Source organism: Actinomadura opuntiae (genome assembly GCF_030283205.1).
Lineage (GTDB): Bacteria > Actinomycetota > Actinomycetes > Streptosporangiales > Streptosporangiaceae > Spirillospora.
In genome coordinates, this window is the sequence record NZ_JASNWF010000017.1 from 124,033 (window position 1) to 138,267 (window position 14,235).

A 14,235-nucleotide genomic window follows, 5' to 3' on the forward strand; every position below is an offset into this window, starting at 1 on the left:
GTTCAGGTAGGTATGACCTTAAATGGCCGGGCGGGTTAGAGTCAATACGACCTTTAGAGGAGGCGAGATGGCTGCGGGTGTGCACGGCCGCGTCGCGGTGACCGTCGACCTGGTGATCTTCACGATCCGGTCCGACGAGCTGCACGTGCTGCTGATCGAGCGCGGCAAGGAGCCGTACCTCGGCCTTCCGGCGCTGCCGGGCGGCTACGTCCGGGAGGGGGAGACGCTGGACGACGCGGCGCGCCGGGAGCTTCGCGAGGAGACCGGGCTGGACGGTGCCGCGCTCCATCTGGAGCAGTTGCGGACCTACGGCGATCCGGACCGCGACCCGAGGGGAAGGGTCATCACGGTCGCCTATCTCGCGCTCGGCCCCGATCTGCCGGTCCCCGAGGCGGGGACCGATGCGCGAGCGGCCCGATGGGCGCCGGTCAGGGCGCTGCTCGCGGGGGAGGGCGGTCTCGCCTTCGACCACGGCGTCATCCTGCGGGAGGCGCTGGAACGCGCGCGGTCGCAGCTCGAGTACACCACCGTCGCGGCGGCCTTCTGCCCGGAGCCGTTCACGGTGGCGCAGCTCCGGCGCGTCTACGAGGTGGTGTGGGGGGTGGCGCTGGACCCGAGCAACTTCCGGCGGAAGGTCACGCGGGCGGAGGGCTTCCTCGACGCGACGGGCGGCCGGACGGTCGCCGAGACGGGCCGTCCGGCGGCCCTGTACCGCCGGGGCCCGGCGTGGTTGCTGTCGCCGCCGCTGCTCCGCTCCGGCGAGGTGGCCAGGGCTCAGTTCTCGGCGCCCGCGCTCCGCTGAGACTCCTGGTCGATGTAGGGGGCGAGGGTGAGGGCCAGGTGGAGGGTCAGGCGGTCCTGGCCGTTGGTCAGGGTCAGGGCCGTCAGTTCCTCGATGCGGCGGAGACGGTGGTAGAGGGTCTGGCGGTGGATGTTGAGGGCCTGGGCTGTCTTCTGGACGTTGCCCGCTTGGTCCAGGTAGGTGCGGGCGGTGAGGGCCAGGTCGGGGTGGGCGAGGAGGCGCTCGGTTCCTGGGGTTTGCGTCGTTTGGGTGAGTGCTTCGTCGCCGGCGGCTCTGAGGAGGCGCAGGACGCCGAGGGACGTCCAGTCGCGGGTCTCGCCGGCGGCGGCGGTGCGGGCGGCGACGCGGGCGCGCAGCCAGCCCTCGTGGACGGTCTCCAGCGTGGGGCAGGGCGAGAAGAAGCCCGCGCGGACGGGCGTGGTGCGCTCCTCCAGCAGGCGGCGGGCCCGGTCGACGACCGTGCGCGGGGACGCCGACGCCGGGATCACCAGGACGTGGTCGCGCTGCCAGACCGTGGTCAGGACGGAGTGGGGGAGCAGCCACGGGTTCAGCGGGTCGGTGCTCGGCGTGCGCAGGACGGCGACGGCGAGCGGCGGGTCGGGGACGCCGGCCTCGGCGAGCTCGTTGGCGGCCTGCGCGCGGACGTCCGGCTGGGTCGAGAGGAGGTCGGCGACCTTCCAGCCGAGGTCGTCGCGCTCGCGGGCCTGGCGGGCCATCAGGAGGCCGGCGCGCTCGCAGAGGGGCATGGCGCGGGCGGAGTCGGTGATGCGCTCCTGGTCGTCCAGCAGCCAGAGGTAGCCGTAGGTGACGTTGTTCCAGCGGACGGGCAGGCAGAGCCGGCCGAGCTGGCCGAGGGAGTGGTCGGCGGGGATGCGCACGGGCCCTGTGGCGCGGGCGATGCCGTAGGACTCGAAGCGGGTGCGGACGGCCTCGGTCGCGCGGCGGTGCAGGATCGAGTCCATCCGGACGGGGTCGATCGTGTCGCCGTGCGCGGCGTAGGCGACGAGGTGGAAGTCGCGGTCCTCCAGGGTCGCCGGGGCGCCGAGGAGGTCGGCGGCGAGTTCCACGATCTCTTGAAGGTCAGGGGCCATGTGACATCTGTATGAAGAGGCAGCGGGATGAAAGTGGCATTTGACTATACGAGATGAGGTGCCATGGCTCCTAACGTGCGAGGTGACCGACTTCGTAGGAGGCCCTCATGCCCAGCCCCCTTCTGCTTGCCGCCGCGCGCAGCGACCGGATGCGCGGCCTGGTGACCTCCGTGCCGCTGACGCGGCGGGTCGTCGACCGGTTCGTCGCCGGGGAGGATCTGGACGCCGCCGTCCGGGCGGTGCGGGAGCTGACCGGCGACGGGCTGCGGGTCACCCTGGACCATCTGGGCGAGTACACGCGGGAGCGGGCGCAGGCCGAGGCCACGCGGGACGCCTACCTGGCGATGTTCGGCGCGTTCGCCGAGCAGGGCCTGGCCGAGGGCGCGGACGCGTCGGTGAAGCTGTCGGCGCTCGGGCAGGCGCTGCCCGGCGATCTCGCGCTGGACCACGCGCGGGAGATCTGCGCGGCGGCGGACCGGATCGGCATGACGGTCACCCTGGACATGGAGGACCACACCACCGTCGACTCCACGCTGGAGATCCTCGGCAAGCTGCGCGCCGACTTCCCGTGGGCCGGCGTCGCGATCCAGGCGATGCTGCGCCGGACGGAGGGCGACCTGCGCGACCTGGCGCACGAGGGGTCGCGGGTCCGGCTCGTCAAGGGCGCCTACGCCGAGCCCGCGTCGGTGGCGTTCGAGAGCAAGGCCGAGATCGACCGCGCCTACGTGCGGGGCCTGCGGGTGCTCATGGCGGGGGACGGGTACCCGATGGTCGGCAGCCACGACCCGCGCATCATCGACATCGCGCGGACGCTCGCCGTCGTCAACGACCGGGCCCCCGACTCCTACGAGTTCCAGATGCTCTACGGCATCCGTGCGGGCGAGCAGCGGCGGCTCGCGCAGGACCACCGGATGCGCGTCTACGTGCCGTACGGGAGCGACTGGTACGGCTACTTCATGCGCCGCCTGGCCGAACGTCCGGCCAACCTCGTGTTCTTTCTCCGTTCGTTCGTCTCTCGCTAACTAGGAGGCCCCTTCATGGACGCCGTGACCACCGTTCCGACGCCCGCGAACGAGCCGGTGCGCGGGTACGCGCCCGGCAGCCCCGAACGGGCCCGGCTGGAGGCGAAGCTGGCGGAGCTGACCGCCGAAGCCCCGGTCGACCTGCCCATGACGATCGGCGGCGAGCGGCGGCTCGGCGCCGGCGCGAAGGTCGCCGTCGTGCAGCCGCACAACCACGCGTCGGTCCTCGGGACGTTCGGCACCGCCACGCAGGACGACGCCCGCGACGCCATCGACGCCGCGCTGAAGGCGGCGCCGGGGTGGCGGGCGCTGCCGTTCGACGAGCGCGCCGCGGTCTTCCTGCGCGCCGCCGACCTGCTCGCCGGGCCGTGGCGCGAGACGATCCTGGCCGCGACGATGCTCGGGCAGTCCAAGACCGTCCAGCAGGCGGAGATCGACAGCCCGTGCGAGCTGGTCGACTTCTGGCGGTTCAACGTGAGCTACGCGCGGCGCCTGCTCGCCGAGCAGCCGATCAGCAGCCCCGGCGTGTGGAACCGGTCGGACCTGCGGCCACTGGAGGGGTTCGTCTACGCGATCACCCCGTTCAACTTCACCGCGATCGCCGCGAACCTGCCGACCGCGCCCGCGCTGATGGGCAACGTCGTGGTGTGGAAGCCGTCGCCGACGCAGACCTATGCGGCCGTCCTCACCCTGCGGCTGCTGGAGGAGGCCGGGCTGCCGCCGGGCGTCATCAACCTGGTGACCGGGGACGGGCTGGCCGTGTCCGAGGTGGCGCTGGCCCATCCGGAGCTCGCGGGGATCCACTTCACCGGCTCGACGGCCACGTTCCAGCATCTGTGGAAGACGGTCGGCAACAACATCGAGAAGTTCCGCGGCTACCCGCGGCTCGTCGGCGAGACGGGCGGCAAGGACTTCGTCGTCGCCCACCCGTCCGCCGACCCGGACGTGCTGAAGACCGTCCTGGTGCGCGGCGCGTTCGAGTACCAGGGGCAGAAGTGCTCCGCCGCGTCCCGCGCCTACGTCCCGCGCTCCATCTGGGAGAACGGGTTCAAGGAGCGGCTCGTGGACGAGGTCGAGGGCCTCACCATGGGCGACGTGTCCGACCTGTCCAACTTCATCGGCGCGGTGATCGACGAGCGGGCGTTCGCGAAGAACAAGGCGGCGATCGACCGGGCGAAGCAGGACCCGTCGGTCGAGGTCGTCGCGGGCGGCAGCTACGACGACTCGGTCGGGTACTTCGTGCGGCCGACCGTCCTGGTGTCCGGCGACCCGGAGAACGAGATCTTCACGACCGAGTACTTCGGGCCGATCCTGGGCGTCCACGTCTACGACGACGACCGGTACGAGGAGATGCTCGCGCAGATGGAGTCGGTCGCCGACTACGCGCTGACCGGCGCCGTCGTCGCCACCGACCGGGCCGCGATCGCGCACGCCTCCGAGGTGCTGCGCTTCGCCGCCGGGAACTTCTACGTCAACGACAAGCCGACCGGCGCCGTCGTCGGGCAGCAGCCGTTCGGCGGGGCGCGGGCGTCCGGCACCAACGACAAGGCCGGCTCGGTGTTCAACCTGCTGCGCTGGACGTCCCCGCGCTCGATCAAGGAGACGTTCGTCCCGCCGACCGACCACCGGTACCCGCACATGGGCTGACGCGGCGCAGCGCCCGCGGCCGGAGCCCCGCTCGCGGCCGCGGGCGCCCGGTGCCGTCCGGAGCGGTCGCGAGCCAAATGGACAACGACGTTCGTCTGAATCCATAATCGGCTCGTGAGCGCGAAGGCCGCCGGGAGGCGGGCATGACGGACGGGCCGCGGCTCGCCGCCGGAACGGAACTGGACGGCCGGTACCGCCTGGAGAGCGTGCTCGGCCGCGGCGGCATGGGCGAGGTCTGGCGCGCCGTCGACACCCGGCTGCGCCGCCCGGTCGCCGTCAAGGCGCTGCCCGCCGAACTGGCCGACGTGCCGGGCGCGATGGAACGCTTCGAACGGGAGGCGGAGGCCGCCGCCGCGCTCCAGCACCCCGGCATCACGGTCGTGTTCGACGTCGGCCGCACCGACGACGGCCTCGCCTACCTGGTGATGGAGCTCCTGGAGGGCGAGGACCTCCGGACGGTCGTCCGCCGGCACCCCGGCGGGCTACCGGTCGGCGAGGCCGTCGCCTTCGCCGTCCAGCTCGCGGACGCCCTCGCCGCCGCGCACTCGCGGGGGATCGTGCACCGCGACATCAAGCCCGCGAACCTGTTCGTCCTCGCCGACGGGCGCCTCAAGCTGTGCGACTTCGGCATCGCCGGCCTCGCCGACGCCGCGACGCGGCTCACCCAGGACGGCGGGTCCGTCGGCACGCCCCTCTACATGGCGCCCGAGCAGTTCCGCGGGGAGGCCGCCGACTTCCGGTCCGACCTCTACGCCTTCGGGTGCGTCCTCCACGAGCTCCTCACCGGCGACCCGCCCTTCCGCTCCGGCTCCGGACTGCCCGGCCTGCTGTACGCGCACCTGAACGAGCCGCCGCCGCGCGTCGGCGCCGTCCGCCCGGACGTGCCGCCGCAGCTGGAGCGGCTCGTCCTCGACCTGCTCGCGAAGGCGGTGGACCAGCGTCCGGCGAGCGCCGCCGCGGTCGCGTCCTTCCTCCGCGCGACCGCGAACGGCCCGGTGCCCCCGCCGCCTCCCGTGGTCCCGCCGCCCGCCGGTCCGCCGCCGGCGGGGTTCGCGCCCGCGGGCCCGGCGACGCACCCCGGCACGGCGATCATGCCCGGACGGCCGCGCGGGGGCCGGCCGTCCGGGCGGATCCTGATACCGGCCGGTGCGGCGCTCGCCGTCGCCGTCATCGCGGTCGCGGCCGTCGCGCTCGCCGTCTTCAGCGGACCGCCGGACGACGCCGGGGCGAGCGCCGGGGGCCGGTCGTCACCGGCCGCCACCGTCGTCCCGACCTCCGCGTCCGCGTCGCCGTCGCCGTCCGAACCGGCGGTCCACAAGATCGTCTACAAGGTGACGGGGAGCGTGTCGCCCCTCACGGTCATGATCTTCCCGCCGGACGGCGGCATGACCAGGCAGTCGGTGAAGCCGCCGTGGAGCAAGAAGTACGAGGCGTCGCGCTTCACCTTCCTGAGCATCGGCGGGAACACCGGGATCGAGTCCGGGACCGTCCACTGCAGCATCTCCGTGGACGGCAAGGTCATCCAGCAGCGCTCCGCCGAGGGGCAGTTCGCCAGCGTCAGCTGCCTGTACCAGGCGCCCTTCGGCTGGGACGGCTCCGCCTCGGCCGCGCCGTCGACCGGCTGACGTTCAGTTACCCGATCCCGGTCGCCGGGAGGGAGATCCAGCCCCGGGTGAACGGGGACGCGATGCGCCGGGCGTTCTCCCGGTCCACGCCCACGTGGGGATGCGCCCGGAGCAGCTCCTCGAGGGCCACGCGCGCCTGGAGCTTCGCCAGGTGCGAGCCGATGCAGAAGTGGACACCGCTGGAGAAGCCCAGGTGGCGCGGGATCTCCCGGGTGATGTCGAGGTCCCCGGCGGTCGGGCCGAACTCCCGCTCGTCCCGGTTCGCGGCCCCGAACAGCATCATCACCTTCTGCCCCGCGGGGATCTCGGTGCCGCGGACCGTCACCGGACGCATCGTCGTCCGGCCGAGGGCCTGCACGGACGCCTCCAGCCGCAGGAACTCCAGCAGCGCGTTCGGGATCAGCGAGGAGTCCGCCGCGAGCCGCTCGCGCTGCGCGTGGTCGGTGTCGAGCAGCGCGACCGCGTGCGAGACCAGGTTCGCGGTGGTGTCGTTGCCGCCCGCGACCATCACGAAGCAGAAGCCGAGGATGTCCCAGTCGGTGAGGCGCTCCCCGTCCGCCTCGGCCACCGTCAGCGCGCTGATCAGGTCGTCGGACGGGTCGGCGCGGCGGGCCTCGATCACGCCGGTGAAGTACGCGAACATCTCCGCGACGGCGGCGACCGCGTCGTCCTTCAGCGCCTTCAGGTCGAACCCGTCGTCCTGCAGCGTGGTCAGCGCCCGCACCCACGGCGTGAACCGCGCGCGGTCGGCCTCCGGGACGCCGAGCAGGTGCGCCAGCGCGAACGTCGGCAGCGGCGCGGAGAAGTCCCCGTGCAGGTCGGGGACCTCGCCGTCGGCCGCCTTCCGCTCCATCCGCGCGATGTTCTCCCGGACGAACCCGCGCAGCATGTCCTCCAGCGCCGCGATCCGGCGCGGCGTGAACCCGTGGCTCACCAGCCGCCGCAGGACGGTGTGGCGCGGCGGGTCCAGCATCACGATCGTCGGCGCCAGGCCCAGCGTGCCGATCTCGTCCGGGTAGAACGTCAGGCCCTGCGCGGACGAGAACGCCTCCGCGTCGCGCGTCGCCGCCCAGATGTCCTCGAACCGCGACAGCGCCCAGAACGGCGGGTCGTCGTGGTGGTGGACCGGGTCCTCGTCGCGGAGCCGGCGGTACGCGGGGTACGGGTCGGCCTGGAATGCGGGATCGAACGGGTCGTAGACGTCCGCCATGGCGCGGCCCTCCGGGGGATATAACGAGCACCGTTATTAACGTCTCCTGTTAGTATCACCGCGTGCCGAGAGACGCAAGCGCCACCCGGGAACGACTCATCCGCGCCGGCGCCCGCCTCTTCGCCGCCGAAGGCATCGACGCCGCCCGCACCCGCGACATCGTCGCCCTCGCCGGACAGGGCAACGACTCCGCCATCACCTACCACTTCGGCTCCCGCGCCGGCCTCCTCCAAGCGATCCTCCGCGCCGGCGTCCAGCGCATGGAACCCGCCCGCGCCGCCACCCTCCCCACCCTCGACCCCGCCGACCTCCACACCGTCGTCGCCGCCATCGTCGAACCCACCGCCGCCGAACTCCGCACCCCCGAAGGCCGCGACTTCCTGCGCATCACCGCCCAGCTCGCCGGCCGCGCCGGCATCCGCGGCCACCGCGTCCCGCCCCTGCTCGCCGGCACCGCCCTCACCCGCCAGCTCGACCTCCTCCAGACCGCCTGCCGCACCCGCCTCCCCGAACCCCTCGCCCTCGAACGCATCGCCGTCGCCATCGCCTTCCTCACCGCCGCCCTCGCCGACCGCACCGGCCGCATCGAACCCGGCCACCCCGACCCCACCCTCCTCGACCACGACACCTTCACCGCCGACCTCACCGCCATGCTCACCGCCGCCCTGCAAGCGCCCGTTCACGCACCCGCAACACCACCGCCCTAACCGGTTTGCGCAAGCACCCCCCGCCCCATACAGTTGAGACATCACCGCGGGGTGGAGCAGTTCGGTAGCTCGCTGGGCTCATAACCCAGAGGTCGCAGGTTCAAATCCTGCCCCCGCTACGGGTCTTGGGGCTCGTGTGGTCGCGCCTTCGGCGCTTCCCCACGAGCCCCTTCGCCGTTTTCGGGGGGGCGACCCCCCGGGCCCCCCGATGTGGGGGCTTCGCCCCCACGCCCCCTTTGGGGCTTCGCCCCTTGCCCCCTCGGGCTTCGCCCTCGTCTTGTCTGTGCGGGTTGGTGCTCTGCGCCCTGTTGGGGCTTCTGCTCTTGGTTGCTTCTGTGTTCCGGAACTCGGTGGGTAGGTGACGCTGCGAACCTCAGCGGTTCGTCGCCGCGGTGCGCATCGCGCAGTGCCAGACTGGCTGCGCGAATCCCGTGCGCTCCTGCGCCGCATGCCGGAAACCGGCGACCACGTGCGGGGTGAGGTGCTCGTTAGCTCGGCTTGGCCCGAACAGGTAATACAGGAGCCCGGCTGGACGTCGTCCAGTCGCCGCACCGTACGAATCATACTTCGGCGTAGCGTTCCATGTTCCTTGGTATTTGTCCGGTCGCGGGCATTTCCTGGACGACCTGATTGAGGTTCACGTCGACCCGGTTCATGGCTCGCGTTGCGGCGTCCAAATTCGAATACAGTTCACGCAGCAGCATTCTCAATCGAGGATTGCCTTGTCGTGACCGGTCTCATGCTTAAGTGTGCATTCTGGATGTCGCGATATCCAGAAGAGTAGCTATAAGGCTTATAACTTGCTCCACGATGCAGCGCTTGTCAGAGAGACGTCCCGGTAGGTGCGTCGTTGGGGATGATGTAGTGTGACGCCCCGTGTTATTGGCCGCTTGTTAGGAACGGCTAAGTAGGGATTAGATTCGTTGGCAGTGGACTCTCCGGCGCAAGATCTCCGATAATTGGAGTGTGGGTCTCATGCCCGCCAGGGTCAGAGGTCGAGGGCGTCGGCCTTGATCTGGCTGAGAAGGGTTGCCAGCTCGTCGCGGGTGAAGGCCAGGTGCGGGCCATCTGGGTCTTTGGAGTCTCGGAAGCCGATGACTCGGGCTCCGAGTTCGGCTGTCTCGACGCAGTTGCCCTCTCTGGTGTAGGTCGACGTTCTCCACGCCGTGCTCTTCGACACCCTCGCCGTGGTCATGCGCGGACGTTAGCCCGCTCTCGAACCCCTTGACCAGAGCGCCGCGGGAAGGAGAGCCTCATGTGTGAGGTGCCTCTCCTTGCCTCTCTATCGATGACGGAGGCCGTCATGGCGCTACGGTTGCTAGTGATCGACCCCAACACGCAGGGCGGAAACTGCCTGGCTGTCCACCTCGACGAGGACACCGGCGACATCCTCTTTCAGGGCTGGACCGAAGCTGATCCGCAGGTGCTCGCCGAGGCCGAGAAGAGCAGTCCTCTCGCGCCTCACGAGACGCTGGTGAGGTTCCCTGCCCGGATGCGGGAGACCATCTTGGAGGCGCTTCGTGACGACGCCGGGACCTGACGATCTCGACGCAGAGGACTTCGCGGCGCTGTTCGCGACGGTGCGGCGTACGGCGGTTCACCTGGAGTTGAGGGATGCCTACACGCCCGATGATCCGCTGTTCCAGCGCTGGCTGGACGGTCAGGTGACCCCTGCCGACATCGCCGAGCACGAGCACGAGTGGGCCGAGATCGTACGGGCGACGGTCGGACGCGGTGTCACCATGCGCCGTGCCCGGGTCGTCTCTGAGCCTCTGGCGCCATTCACCCGATTCGAGTACGACGGGGCGGGGGTGCTCAATGAGGCGGCCGGCGAACAGGTCCGCTGGTTGCCTCGTCGGCAGGCGGCTGGCCTGTGCTTGCCCGCCAACGACTACTGGGTCCTGGACGGTCGTCTCGTCCGGTTCGGCTACTTCTCCGGTGTCGGGGACTATCTTGGCGCGGAACTGACCGACGATCCGGCGCTGGTGGAGCAGTGCGGCAGCGCTTTCGAGGCAGCATGGAAACGAGCGATTCCGCATAAGGACTACCGCCCGCAGTAGCCGATTCGACACTGAGACCGTGCCTCCACCCCAGTACCCGGCCGTTCAGGCGGCTCGGCAGGCCCTCGCCGACCGTTTGCGCGAGATCCGGCTGAACTCCGGGATCAAGACCAAGTACCTCGCCGAGGCCGCCGGATGGGACCGGTGGAAGGTCGGCAAGATCGAGCACGCCCAGCGGGCGCCGACCGTCGCCGACATCAGGGCCTGGTGCCGCATCTGTGACGCCGATGACCAGTGCGACGACCTCATCGCGGCTCTGCAGTCCGCGGACTCCGCTTACGCGACCTGGAAGCGGCTCCAGCGAGGTAAGGGCGGCTTGAGGCGGCTCCAGGAGAGCCGCCTTGCCTTGTACGAGGGCGCCTCCACCGACTGGACGTACTGTTCTCAGGTCGTGCCTGGTCTCCTCCAGACTCGTGACTACGTCACTGAGCTGCTTACTCTCGTCTCCCGCCGATCAGGCGGGCCCGATGACGATGTTCCAGGAGCTGCGGCGGCCCGCATAGATCGGCAGCGCGTGCTGTGGCGACCTGGTCGCAAGTTCCTGTTCCTGATGGAAGAGGCGGCGCTGTATTACCGGCTCGGTGAGCCACAGGTGATGGTCAATCAGCTATCGCACTTGGCCGACATCACTGCCTCCGCGATCCCTTCGGTGGCGCTGGGAGTGCTGCCCTTCTCGCGCCCGCGTTCTCAGTGGGTGCTGGAGAACTTCACCGTGTTCGACGGCAACAAGGTTGAGGTGGAGATCCTGTCGGCACTGGTCACTATCACCGCGCCTGGCGAGGTCTCCCTGTATCTGGCGGCGTTCGAGGATCTCTACCGCTCAGCGGTCTTCGGGGACGAGGCGGGGAGGCTGATCGAGGCAGCAGCCGGCACCTACGGCTGAAGTTGCCTGCCTCCTTTTGCCTCTCTTCTGGCATCGGACACCTGTGAAGAGCCAGTGTGTGTGACACGAAGTCCGTCGCCTGGCGTGGCGCTACAGGACGGGCCCGGTTCCGACTCGGGAGTCACCGATGACGACAGCAGCGCAGGAGACCCGCAAGATCCTGATGGATCACGAGTTCCTCTCGACACCGGCCGCGGTGAGCATCACCCGCCGCGCTGCGGTACGCGCTCTCGTCGTGTGGGGGCTCTCCGAGGCCCAAGCGGAAGACTTCGAGCTGGTGGTGTCCGAACTGGTGACGAACGCGGTGACGCAGGCACGGCACAAGAGGATCAAGGTCCGGATCTGCGAAGAGGTCATCAACACACTCACCATCGAGGTCTGGGATTCAGTCCCGGCGCCGCCTCACCGCGAGGCTCCGAGTCTCGACGCCGAGGACGGGCGTGGGCTCCTCATCGTCGAGCAGTTGGCCGCTCACTACGGCTGGCGGCCCGGCGATGAAGGCAAGTGGGTCTTCGCCGTTCTGGAGGTGCCTCCCAATGTCTGAGAACACTGCGGTCGTCGCTGGCCAGACCCTCGTTTCCGTTCGAGCCGCGTTGGAGATCGCCCACGGCGCATACGAGCAGGCGATGGTGCAGCACGGCTTGTTGCCTGCCTCCATCAAGACCATCCGGGCGATGGCCGAGCAGAACATCACGGCACTGGAGGACGAGGAGTAGTCCTCGCAAAGACACTTCTGGGCTCACGGCGAGGCCGCGCCGGGCCTGGACCACCCCACTGGAGGGGACACGATGCATCAGCTCATCGCGAGCCCGACCACCCATGAGCACGTTTTACTCCGTCCCGGATCGAAAAAGGCCCTACGCATCGGCGCCGGCCGCTTCCGCGAACTCCAGCGAGCTACGGTCTGCCCTGCCTGGCTCGTTGACGCGAGCCGACAAGTATGGGGACTGGACCTCGGAAACGCCCTCATGGACGGCACAGTCGTCGTCCGGCGGCCGACCCCGTACGGCTTCGTCAGAGCCACGCACGAGGTCAACCTCGGCTGCAACTTCGACTGCGAGCACTGCTACCTGGGGCTGAAGAAATTCGAGGGCATGTCATGGGAGAACAGGGAGAAGACGCTCCGCGTTCTCCGCGACGCCGGCGTGCTCTGGCTCCAGCTCACCGGCGGCGAGCCTTTGATCGACCGGTTCTTCCCCGAGGTCTACAGGCTGGCCTACGACCTCGGGATGATGCTCTCCATTCTGTCGAACGGCTCCCGCCTCCATATTCCCTCGATCATCGAACTCCTCGCCGAGCGCCGACCTCACCAGATCACGGTCAGCGTCTACGGCGCGACGGCCGAGAGCTACGAGGGGCTGACCCGGCGACGGGGAGCGTTCAAGTCATTCATCAACGGCGTCCACGCTGCCCTCGAAGCGGACCTTCCGCTGTCCTTCAGCCTGGTCATCACTCAGCACAACGCGGCAGAGCTTGACGCCATGAAGGCGTTCTCCGATCGGTTGGGCGTGCCCAACGACGTCTACTCCAACATGTCGCCCACCATCCATGGGGGCGCCGAGACCCTTGCCGTCACAGAGCATCTGCGCAAGCGCAAGCCCTTCGCGGGCTGCAACGCCGGTCACACCTTCTTCCACGTCGACCCGTACGGCAAGGCGTCCATCTGCAAGATCGGCCGCGAACCGAACGTGGACCTCATCACCGAAGGGGTCGAAGGTCTGCTCCGCCTCAACGACATCGCCGATGGACTGCTGCTGCGGCAGGGCGGCTGCACCGGATGCAGCCTCCAGGGAACGTGCGGCACCTGTATGCCGCTTGTCCAGCTGTATCGCAAGGCCCAAGCCCCGCTGTCGACCTACTGCCAGCACGGAAACAGGAAGGTGGTGACCGCCTGATGGCCGCTGTCGCTGTCGAGATCGGTCCTCGGCCGTTGGACGACGACGAGATCCAGGTTGTCTCGGACGTGGATGACCTGGTGTCGGACGACCGGTGCTCGTGCGCGGTCGGTGACGACCAGCCGTACTAGAGGCTAGTCAGCGGGACCGTCCCCTAACGTAGGGGGCGGCCCTGGCTGTCGGGGAAGACGGGGAAGTTGATGGCAGTCGAACGGATGCATTGGGCCGACATGCCAGCGGCCGCCCGAGAGACGGTCGAAGGCTGTACCGGGAGCATCTACTCGGCAACGACCATGTCCGAGGGCAAGAACTCTGCGATCGCCGCTGTACTCGACGCCGAACGAGGGAGGCTCTTCGTCAAGGGACTGCGCCGAGACTATGCGCGCCGTTGGACGCAGGAGATGGAGGCGACGGTCGCGCCGTTCGTCGAAGAGATCTCTCCCCGCTGCCTCCTTCGACATGTCAGCGATGACTGGGATCTGCTCGTCTTCGACGTCGTTGAAGGTCGGCACGCCAGTTACGCACCCGATTCGCCCGATCTTCCTCTACTGATCGAGACCATGAAGAAGTTGGGCTCGATCCCTGCTCCCGACCTTCCCATCAAGCGGGCCGAGCAGCGCTGGAAGCCCTACGTCGTTGAGCCCGAACACGCGCAACTACTGGCCGGTCAAGCGCTCCTGCACACCGACTACGTGCCGGACAACGTCATCATCAGCACCGGACGGGCGGTATTGATCGACTGGGCGTGGCCGACCAGGGGCGCCGGATGGGTGGACCCAGCGTGTCTGGTTCTGCGGCTCATGGCCAGCGGGCACAGCGCCGCACAAGCCGAAGAGTTGGTAACTCCGCTCCCGGCCTGGTCGACGGCCTCACGTGCTGCTCTAGCTGCCTTCGCGGTGGCGAGTGTGAACCTGTGGACTGAGATCGCCGGGCAAGACCAGTCGTCATGGACCAAGGCCATGGAACTGGCGGCGAGGGAGTGGGCGGCCTACCAGGCAGCGGGCTGAGGGCCGCCCGAGCGCAAGGGCAGGTACGAGGGAGACGTCCTCTGTGGGCTAGTCGCCTGTCCGCACGTCAAACAATAAGTCACTCGCCAGACTATTGACTCCGATGGGCCATACGGGGTCAAGTTGCAACTCTGAAGGGGTTTGTCCTGATTTGGGGTGTGCATGGGTACCTCATCGAAGCTGCGCGGGCCGCGGGGGAGCAGTTGGGACAGTGCTGCCAAGCAGGTACGGGATTGGGTACGAGAGGGGCTCGACCCTGGAGACGCTCAGGAGACGGAGGCTTCGG

16 protein-coding genes and 1 tRNA gene are annotated in these 14,235 nt (G+C 69.3%); 14 read left to right on the forward strand and 3 right to left on the reverse strand.

Features of this window, described 5'->3' with window-relative positions:
- Window positions 1–67: 67 nt before the first annotated feature.
- Window positions 68–802: an NUDIX hydrolase gene (locus QP089_RS32960; protein WP_285916957.1), complete on the forward strand. Its 735-nt coding sequence runs from the start codon at window positions 68–70 to the stop codon at window positions 800–802.
- On the opposite strand, the gene QP089_RS32965 is transcribed toward QP089_RS32960, so the two are convergent.
- Window positions 775–1,893 (reverse strand): PucR family transcriptional regulator, encoded by a 1,119-nt coding sequence (locus tag QP089_RS32965; RefSeq protein ID WP_285916959.1) that lies wholly within the window; start codon window positions 1,891–1,893, stop codon window positions 775–777. The two genes, QP089_RS32960 and QP089_RS32965, sit on opposite strands and share 28 nt — an antisense overlap.
- Before the next feature lie 107 nt (window positions 1,894–2,000).
- On the opposite strand from QP089_RS32965, the gene QP089_RS32970 reads away from it, so the two are divergent.
- From QP089_RS32970 to QP089_RS32980, 3 genes are all read left to right on the forward strand, one after another.
- Window positions 2,001–2,915 carry a proline dehydrogenase family protein gene (locus QP089_RS32970; protein WP_285916960.1) on the forward strand — a complete coding sequence of 305 codons (915 nt, stop codon included), beginning with the start codon at window positions 2,001–2,003 and terminating at the stop codon, window positions 2,913–2,915.
- A gap of 15 nt (window positions 2,916–2,930) precedes the next feature.
- On the forward strand, window positions 2,931–4,562 hold the full coding sequence (gene pruA / locus QP089_RS32975; protein WP_285916962.1) for an L-glutamate gamma-semialdehyde dehydrogenase: 1,632 nt from the start codon (window positions 2,931–2,933) through the stop codon (window positions 4,560–4,562).
- 143 nt (window positions 4,563–4,705) lie between these two features.
- Window positions 4,706–6,187, forward strand: coding sequence for a serine/threonine-protein kinase (locus QP089_RS32980; protein WP_285916965.1), 1,482 nt, complete (start codon window positions 4,706–4,708; stop codon window positions 6,185–6,187).
- A gap of 7 nt (window positions 6,188–6,194) precedes the next feature.
- Here the strand turns inward: QP089_RS32980 and QP089_RS32985 are convergent, their stop codons facing one another.
- A complete protein-coding gene (locus QP089_RS32985) occupies window positions 6,195–7,397 on the reverse strand; it encodes a cytochrome P450 (protein ID WP_285916967.1) in 1,203 nt (400 codons plus the stop codon).
- A 62-nt stretch (window positions 7,398–7,459) separates the two neighbouring features.
- On the opposite strand from QP089_RS32985, the gene QP089_RS32990 reads away from it, so the two are divergent.
- Together QP089_RS32990 and QP089_RS32995 are read left to right on the forward strand one after the other, a co-directional pair.
- On the forward strand, window positions 7,460–8,104 hold the full coding sequence (locus QP089_RS32990; protein ID WP_285916969.1) for a TetR/AcrR family transcriptional regulator: 645 nt from the start codon (window positions 7,460–7,462) through the stop codon (window positions 8,102–8,104).
- Between the two features lie 45 nt (window positions 8,105–8,149).
- Window positions 8,150–8,223 (forward strand) — tRNA-Met (locus QP089_RS32995).
- A gap of 869 nt (window positions 8,224–9,092) precedes the next feature.
- On the opposite strand, the gene QP089_RS33000 is transcribed toward QP089_RS32995, so the two are convergent.
- The gene (locus QP089_RS33000; protein ID WP_285916970.1) at window positions 9,093–9,299 is read right to left on the reverse strand and encodes a DUF397 domain-containing protein; all 207 of its coding nucleotides are present in this window, start codon (window positions 9,297–9,299) and stop codon (window positions 9,093–9,095) included.
- Window positions 9,300–9,359: 60 nt separating this feature from the next.
- Between QP089_RS33000 and QP089_RS33005 the strand changes: the two genes are divergently transcribed.
- The 8 genes from QP089_RS33005 to QP089_RS33040 all read left to right on the forward strand — a co-directional run bounded on the left by QP089_RS33005 (window position 9,360) and on the right by QP089_RS33040 (window position 13,949).
- A complete protein-coding gene (locus QP089_RS33005; protein ID WP_285916971.1) occupies window positions 9,360–9,644 on the forward strand; it encodes a hypothetical protein in 285 nt (94 codons plus the stop codon).
- The gene (locus QP089_RS33010; protein ID WP_285916972.1) at window positions 9,625–10,164 is read left to right on the forward strand and encodes a DUF6879 family protein; all 540 of its coding nucleotides are present in this window, start codon (window positions 9,625–9,627) and stop codon (window positions 10,162–10,164) included. The genes QP089_RS33005 and QP089_RS33010 overlap by 20 nt, the downstream gene beginning before the upstream one ends.
- A gap of 19 nt (window positions 10,165–10,183) precedes the next feature.
- Complete coding sequence (locus tag QP089_RS33015; RefSeq protein WP_285916974.1) at window positions 10,184–11,047, forward strand: helix-turn-helix domain-containing protein; 864 nt, start codon at window positions 10,184–10,186, stop codon at window positions 11,045–11,047.
- Window positions 11,048–11,174: 127 nt separating this feature from the next.
- A complete protein-coding gene (locus tag QP089_RS33020; protein WP_285916976.1) occupies window positions 11,175–11,591 on the forward strand; it encodes an ATP-binding protein in 417 nt (138 codons plus the stop codon).
- The gene (locus tag QP089_RS33025) at window positions 11,584–11,763 is read left to right on the forward strand and encodes a hypothetical protein (protein WP_285916978.1); all 180 of its coding nucleotides are present in this window, start codon (window positions 11,584–11,586) and stop codon (window positions 11,761–11,763) included. The genes QP089_RS33020 and QP089_RS33025 overlap by 8 nt, the downstream gene beginning before the upstream one ends.
- A gap of 72 nt (window positions 11,764–11,835) precedes the next feature.
- The gene (locus QP089_RS33030; protein WP_285916979.1) at window positions 11,836–12,942 is read left to right on the forward strand and encodes a radical SAM protein; all 1,107 of its coding nucleotides are present in this window, start codon (window positions 11,836–11,838) and stop codon (window positions 12,940–12,942) included.
- On the forward strand, window positions 12,942–13,073 hold the full coding sequence (locus QP089_RS33035) for a hypothetical protein (RefSeq protein WP_285916981.1): 132 nt from the start codon (window positions 12,942–12,944) through the stop codon (window positions 13,071–13,073). Before QP089_RS33030 ends, QP089_RS33035 begins: the two co-directional genes overlap by 1 nt.
- 69 nt (window positions 13,074–13,142) lie before the next feature.
- Complete coding sequence (locus tag QP089_RS33040; protein WP_285916983.1) at window positions 13,143–13,949, forward strand: protein kinase family protein; 807 nt, start codon at window positions 13,143–13,145, stop codon at window positions 13,947–13,949.
- Window positions 13,950–14,235: the final 286 nt, after the last annotated feature.

What these genes read in the sequence shown, in the direction of transcription:
- QP089_RS33005 (WP_285916971.1), top strand. Translation starts at nt 9,360, where the DNA reads ATGTGTGAGGTGCCTCTCCTTGCCTCTCTATCGATGACGGAGGCCGTC.
- QP089_RS32965 (WP_285916959.1), bottom strand. Translation starts at nt 1,893, where the DNA reads ATGGCCCCTGACCTTCAAGAGATCGTGGAACTCGCCGCCGACCTCCTC.
- QP089_RS33000 (WP_285916970.1), bottom strand. Translation starts at nt 9,299, where the DNA reads ATGACCACGGCGAGGGTGTCGAAGAGCACGGCGTGGAGAACGTCGACC.
- pruA (WP_285916962.1), top strand. Translation starts at nt 2,931, where the DNA reads ATGGACGCCGTGACCACCGTTCCGACGCCCGCGAACGAGCCGGTGCGC.
- QP089_RS33030 (WP_285916979.1), top strand. Translation starts at nt 11,836, where the DNA reads ATGCATCAGCTCATCGCGAGCCCGACCACCCATGAGCACGTTTTACTC.
- QP089_RS32970 (WP_285916960.1), top strand. Translation starts at nt 2,001, where the DNA reads ATGCCCAGCCCCCTTCTGCTTGCCGCCGCGCGCAGCGACCGGATGCGC.
- QP089_RS33020 (WP_285916976.1), top strand. Translation starts at nt 11,175, where the DNA reads ATGACGACAGCAGCGCAGGAGACCCGCAAGATCCTGATGGATCACGAG.
- QP089_RS33040 (WP_285916983.1), top strand. Translation starts at nt 13,143, where the DNA reads ATGGCAGTCGAACGGATGCATTGGGCCGACATGCCAGCGGCCGCCCGA.
- QP089_RS32980 (WP_285916965.1), top strand. Translation starts at nt 4,706, where the DNA reads ATGACGGACGGGCCGCGGCTCGCCGCCGGAACGGAACTGGACGGCCGG.
- QP089_RS33035 (WP_285916981.1), top strand. Translation starts at nt 12,942, where the DNA reads ATGGCCGCTGTCGCTGTCGAGATCGGTCCTCGGCCGTTGGACGACGAC.
- QP089_RS33025 (WP_285916978.1), top strand. Translation starts at nt 11,584, where the DNA reads ATGTCTGAGAACACTGCGGTCGTCGCTGGCCAGACCCTCGTTTCCGTT.
- QP089_RS32985 (WP_285916967.1), bottom strand. Translation starts at nt 7,397, where the DNA reads ATGGCGGACGTCTACGACCCGTTCGATCCCGCATTCCAGGCCGACCCG.
- QP089_RS32960 (WP_285916957.1), top strand. Translation starts at nt 68, where the DNA reads ATGGCTGCGGGTGTGCACGGCCGCGTCGCGGTGACCGTCGACCTGGTG.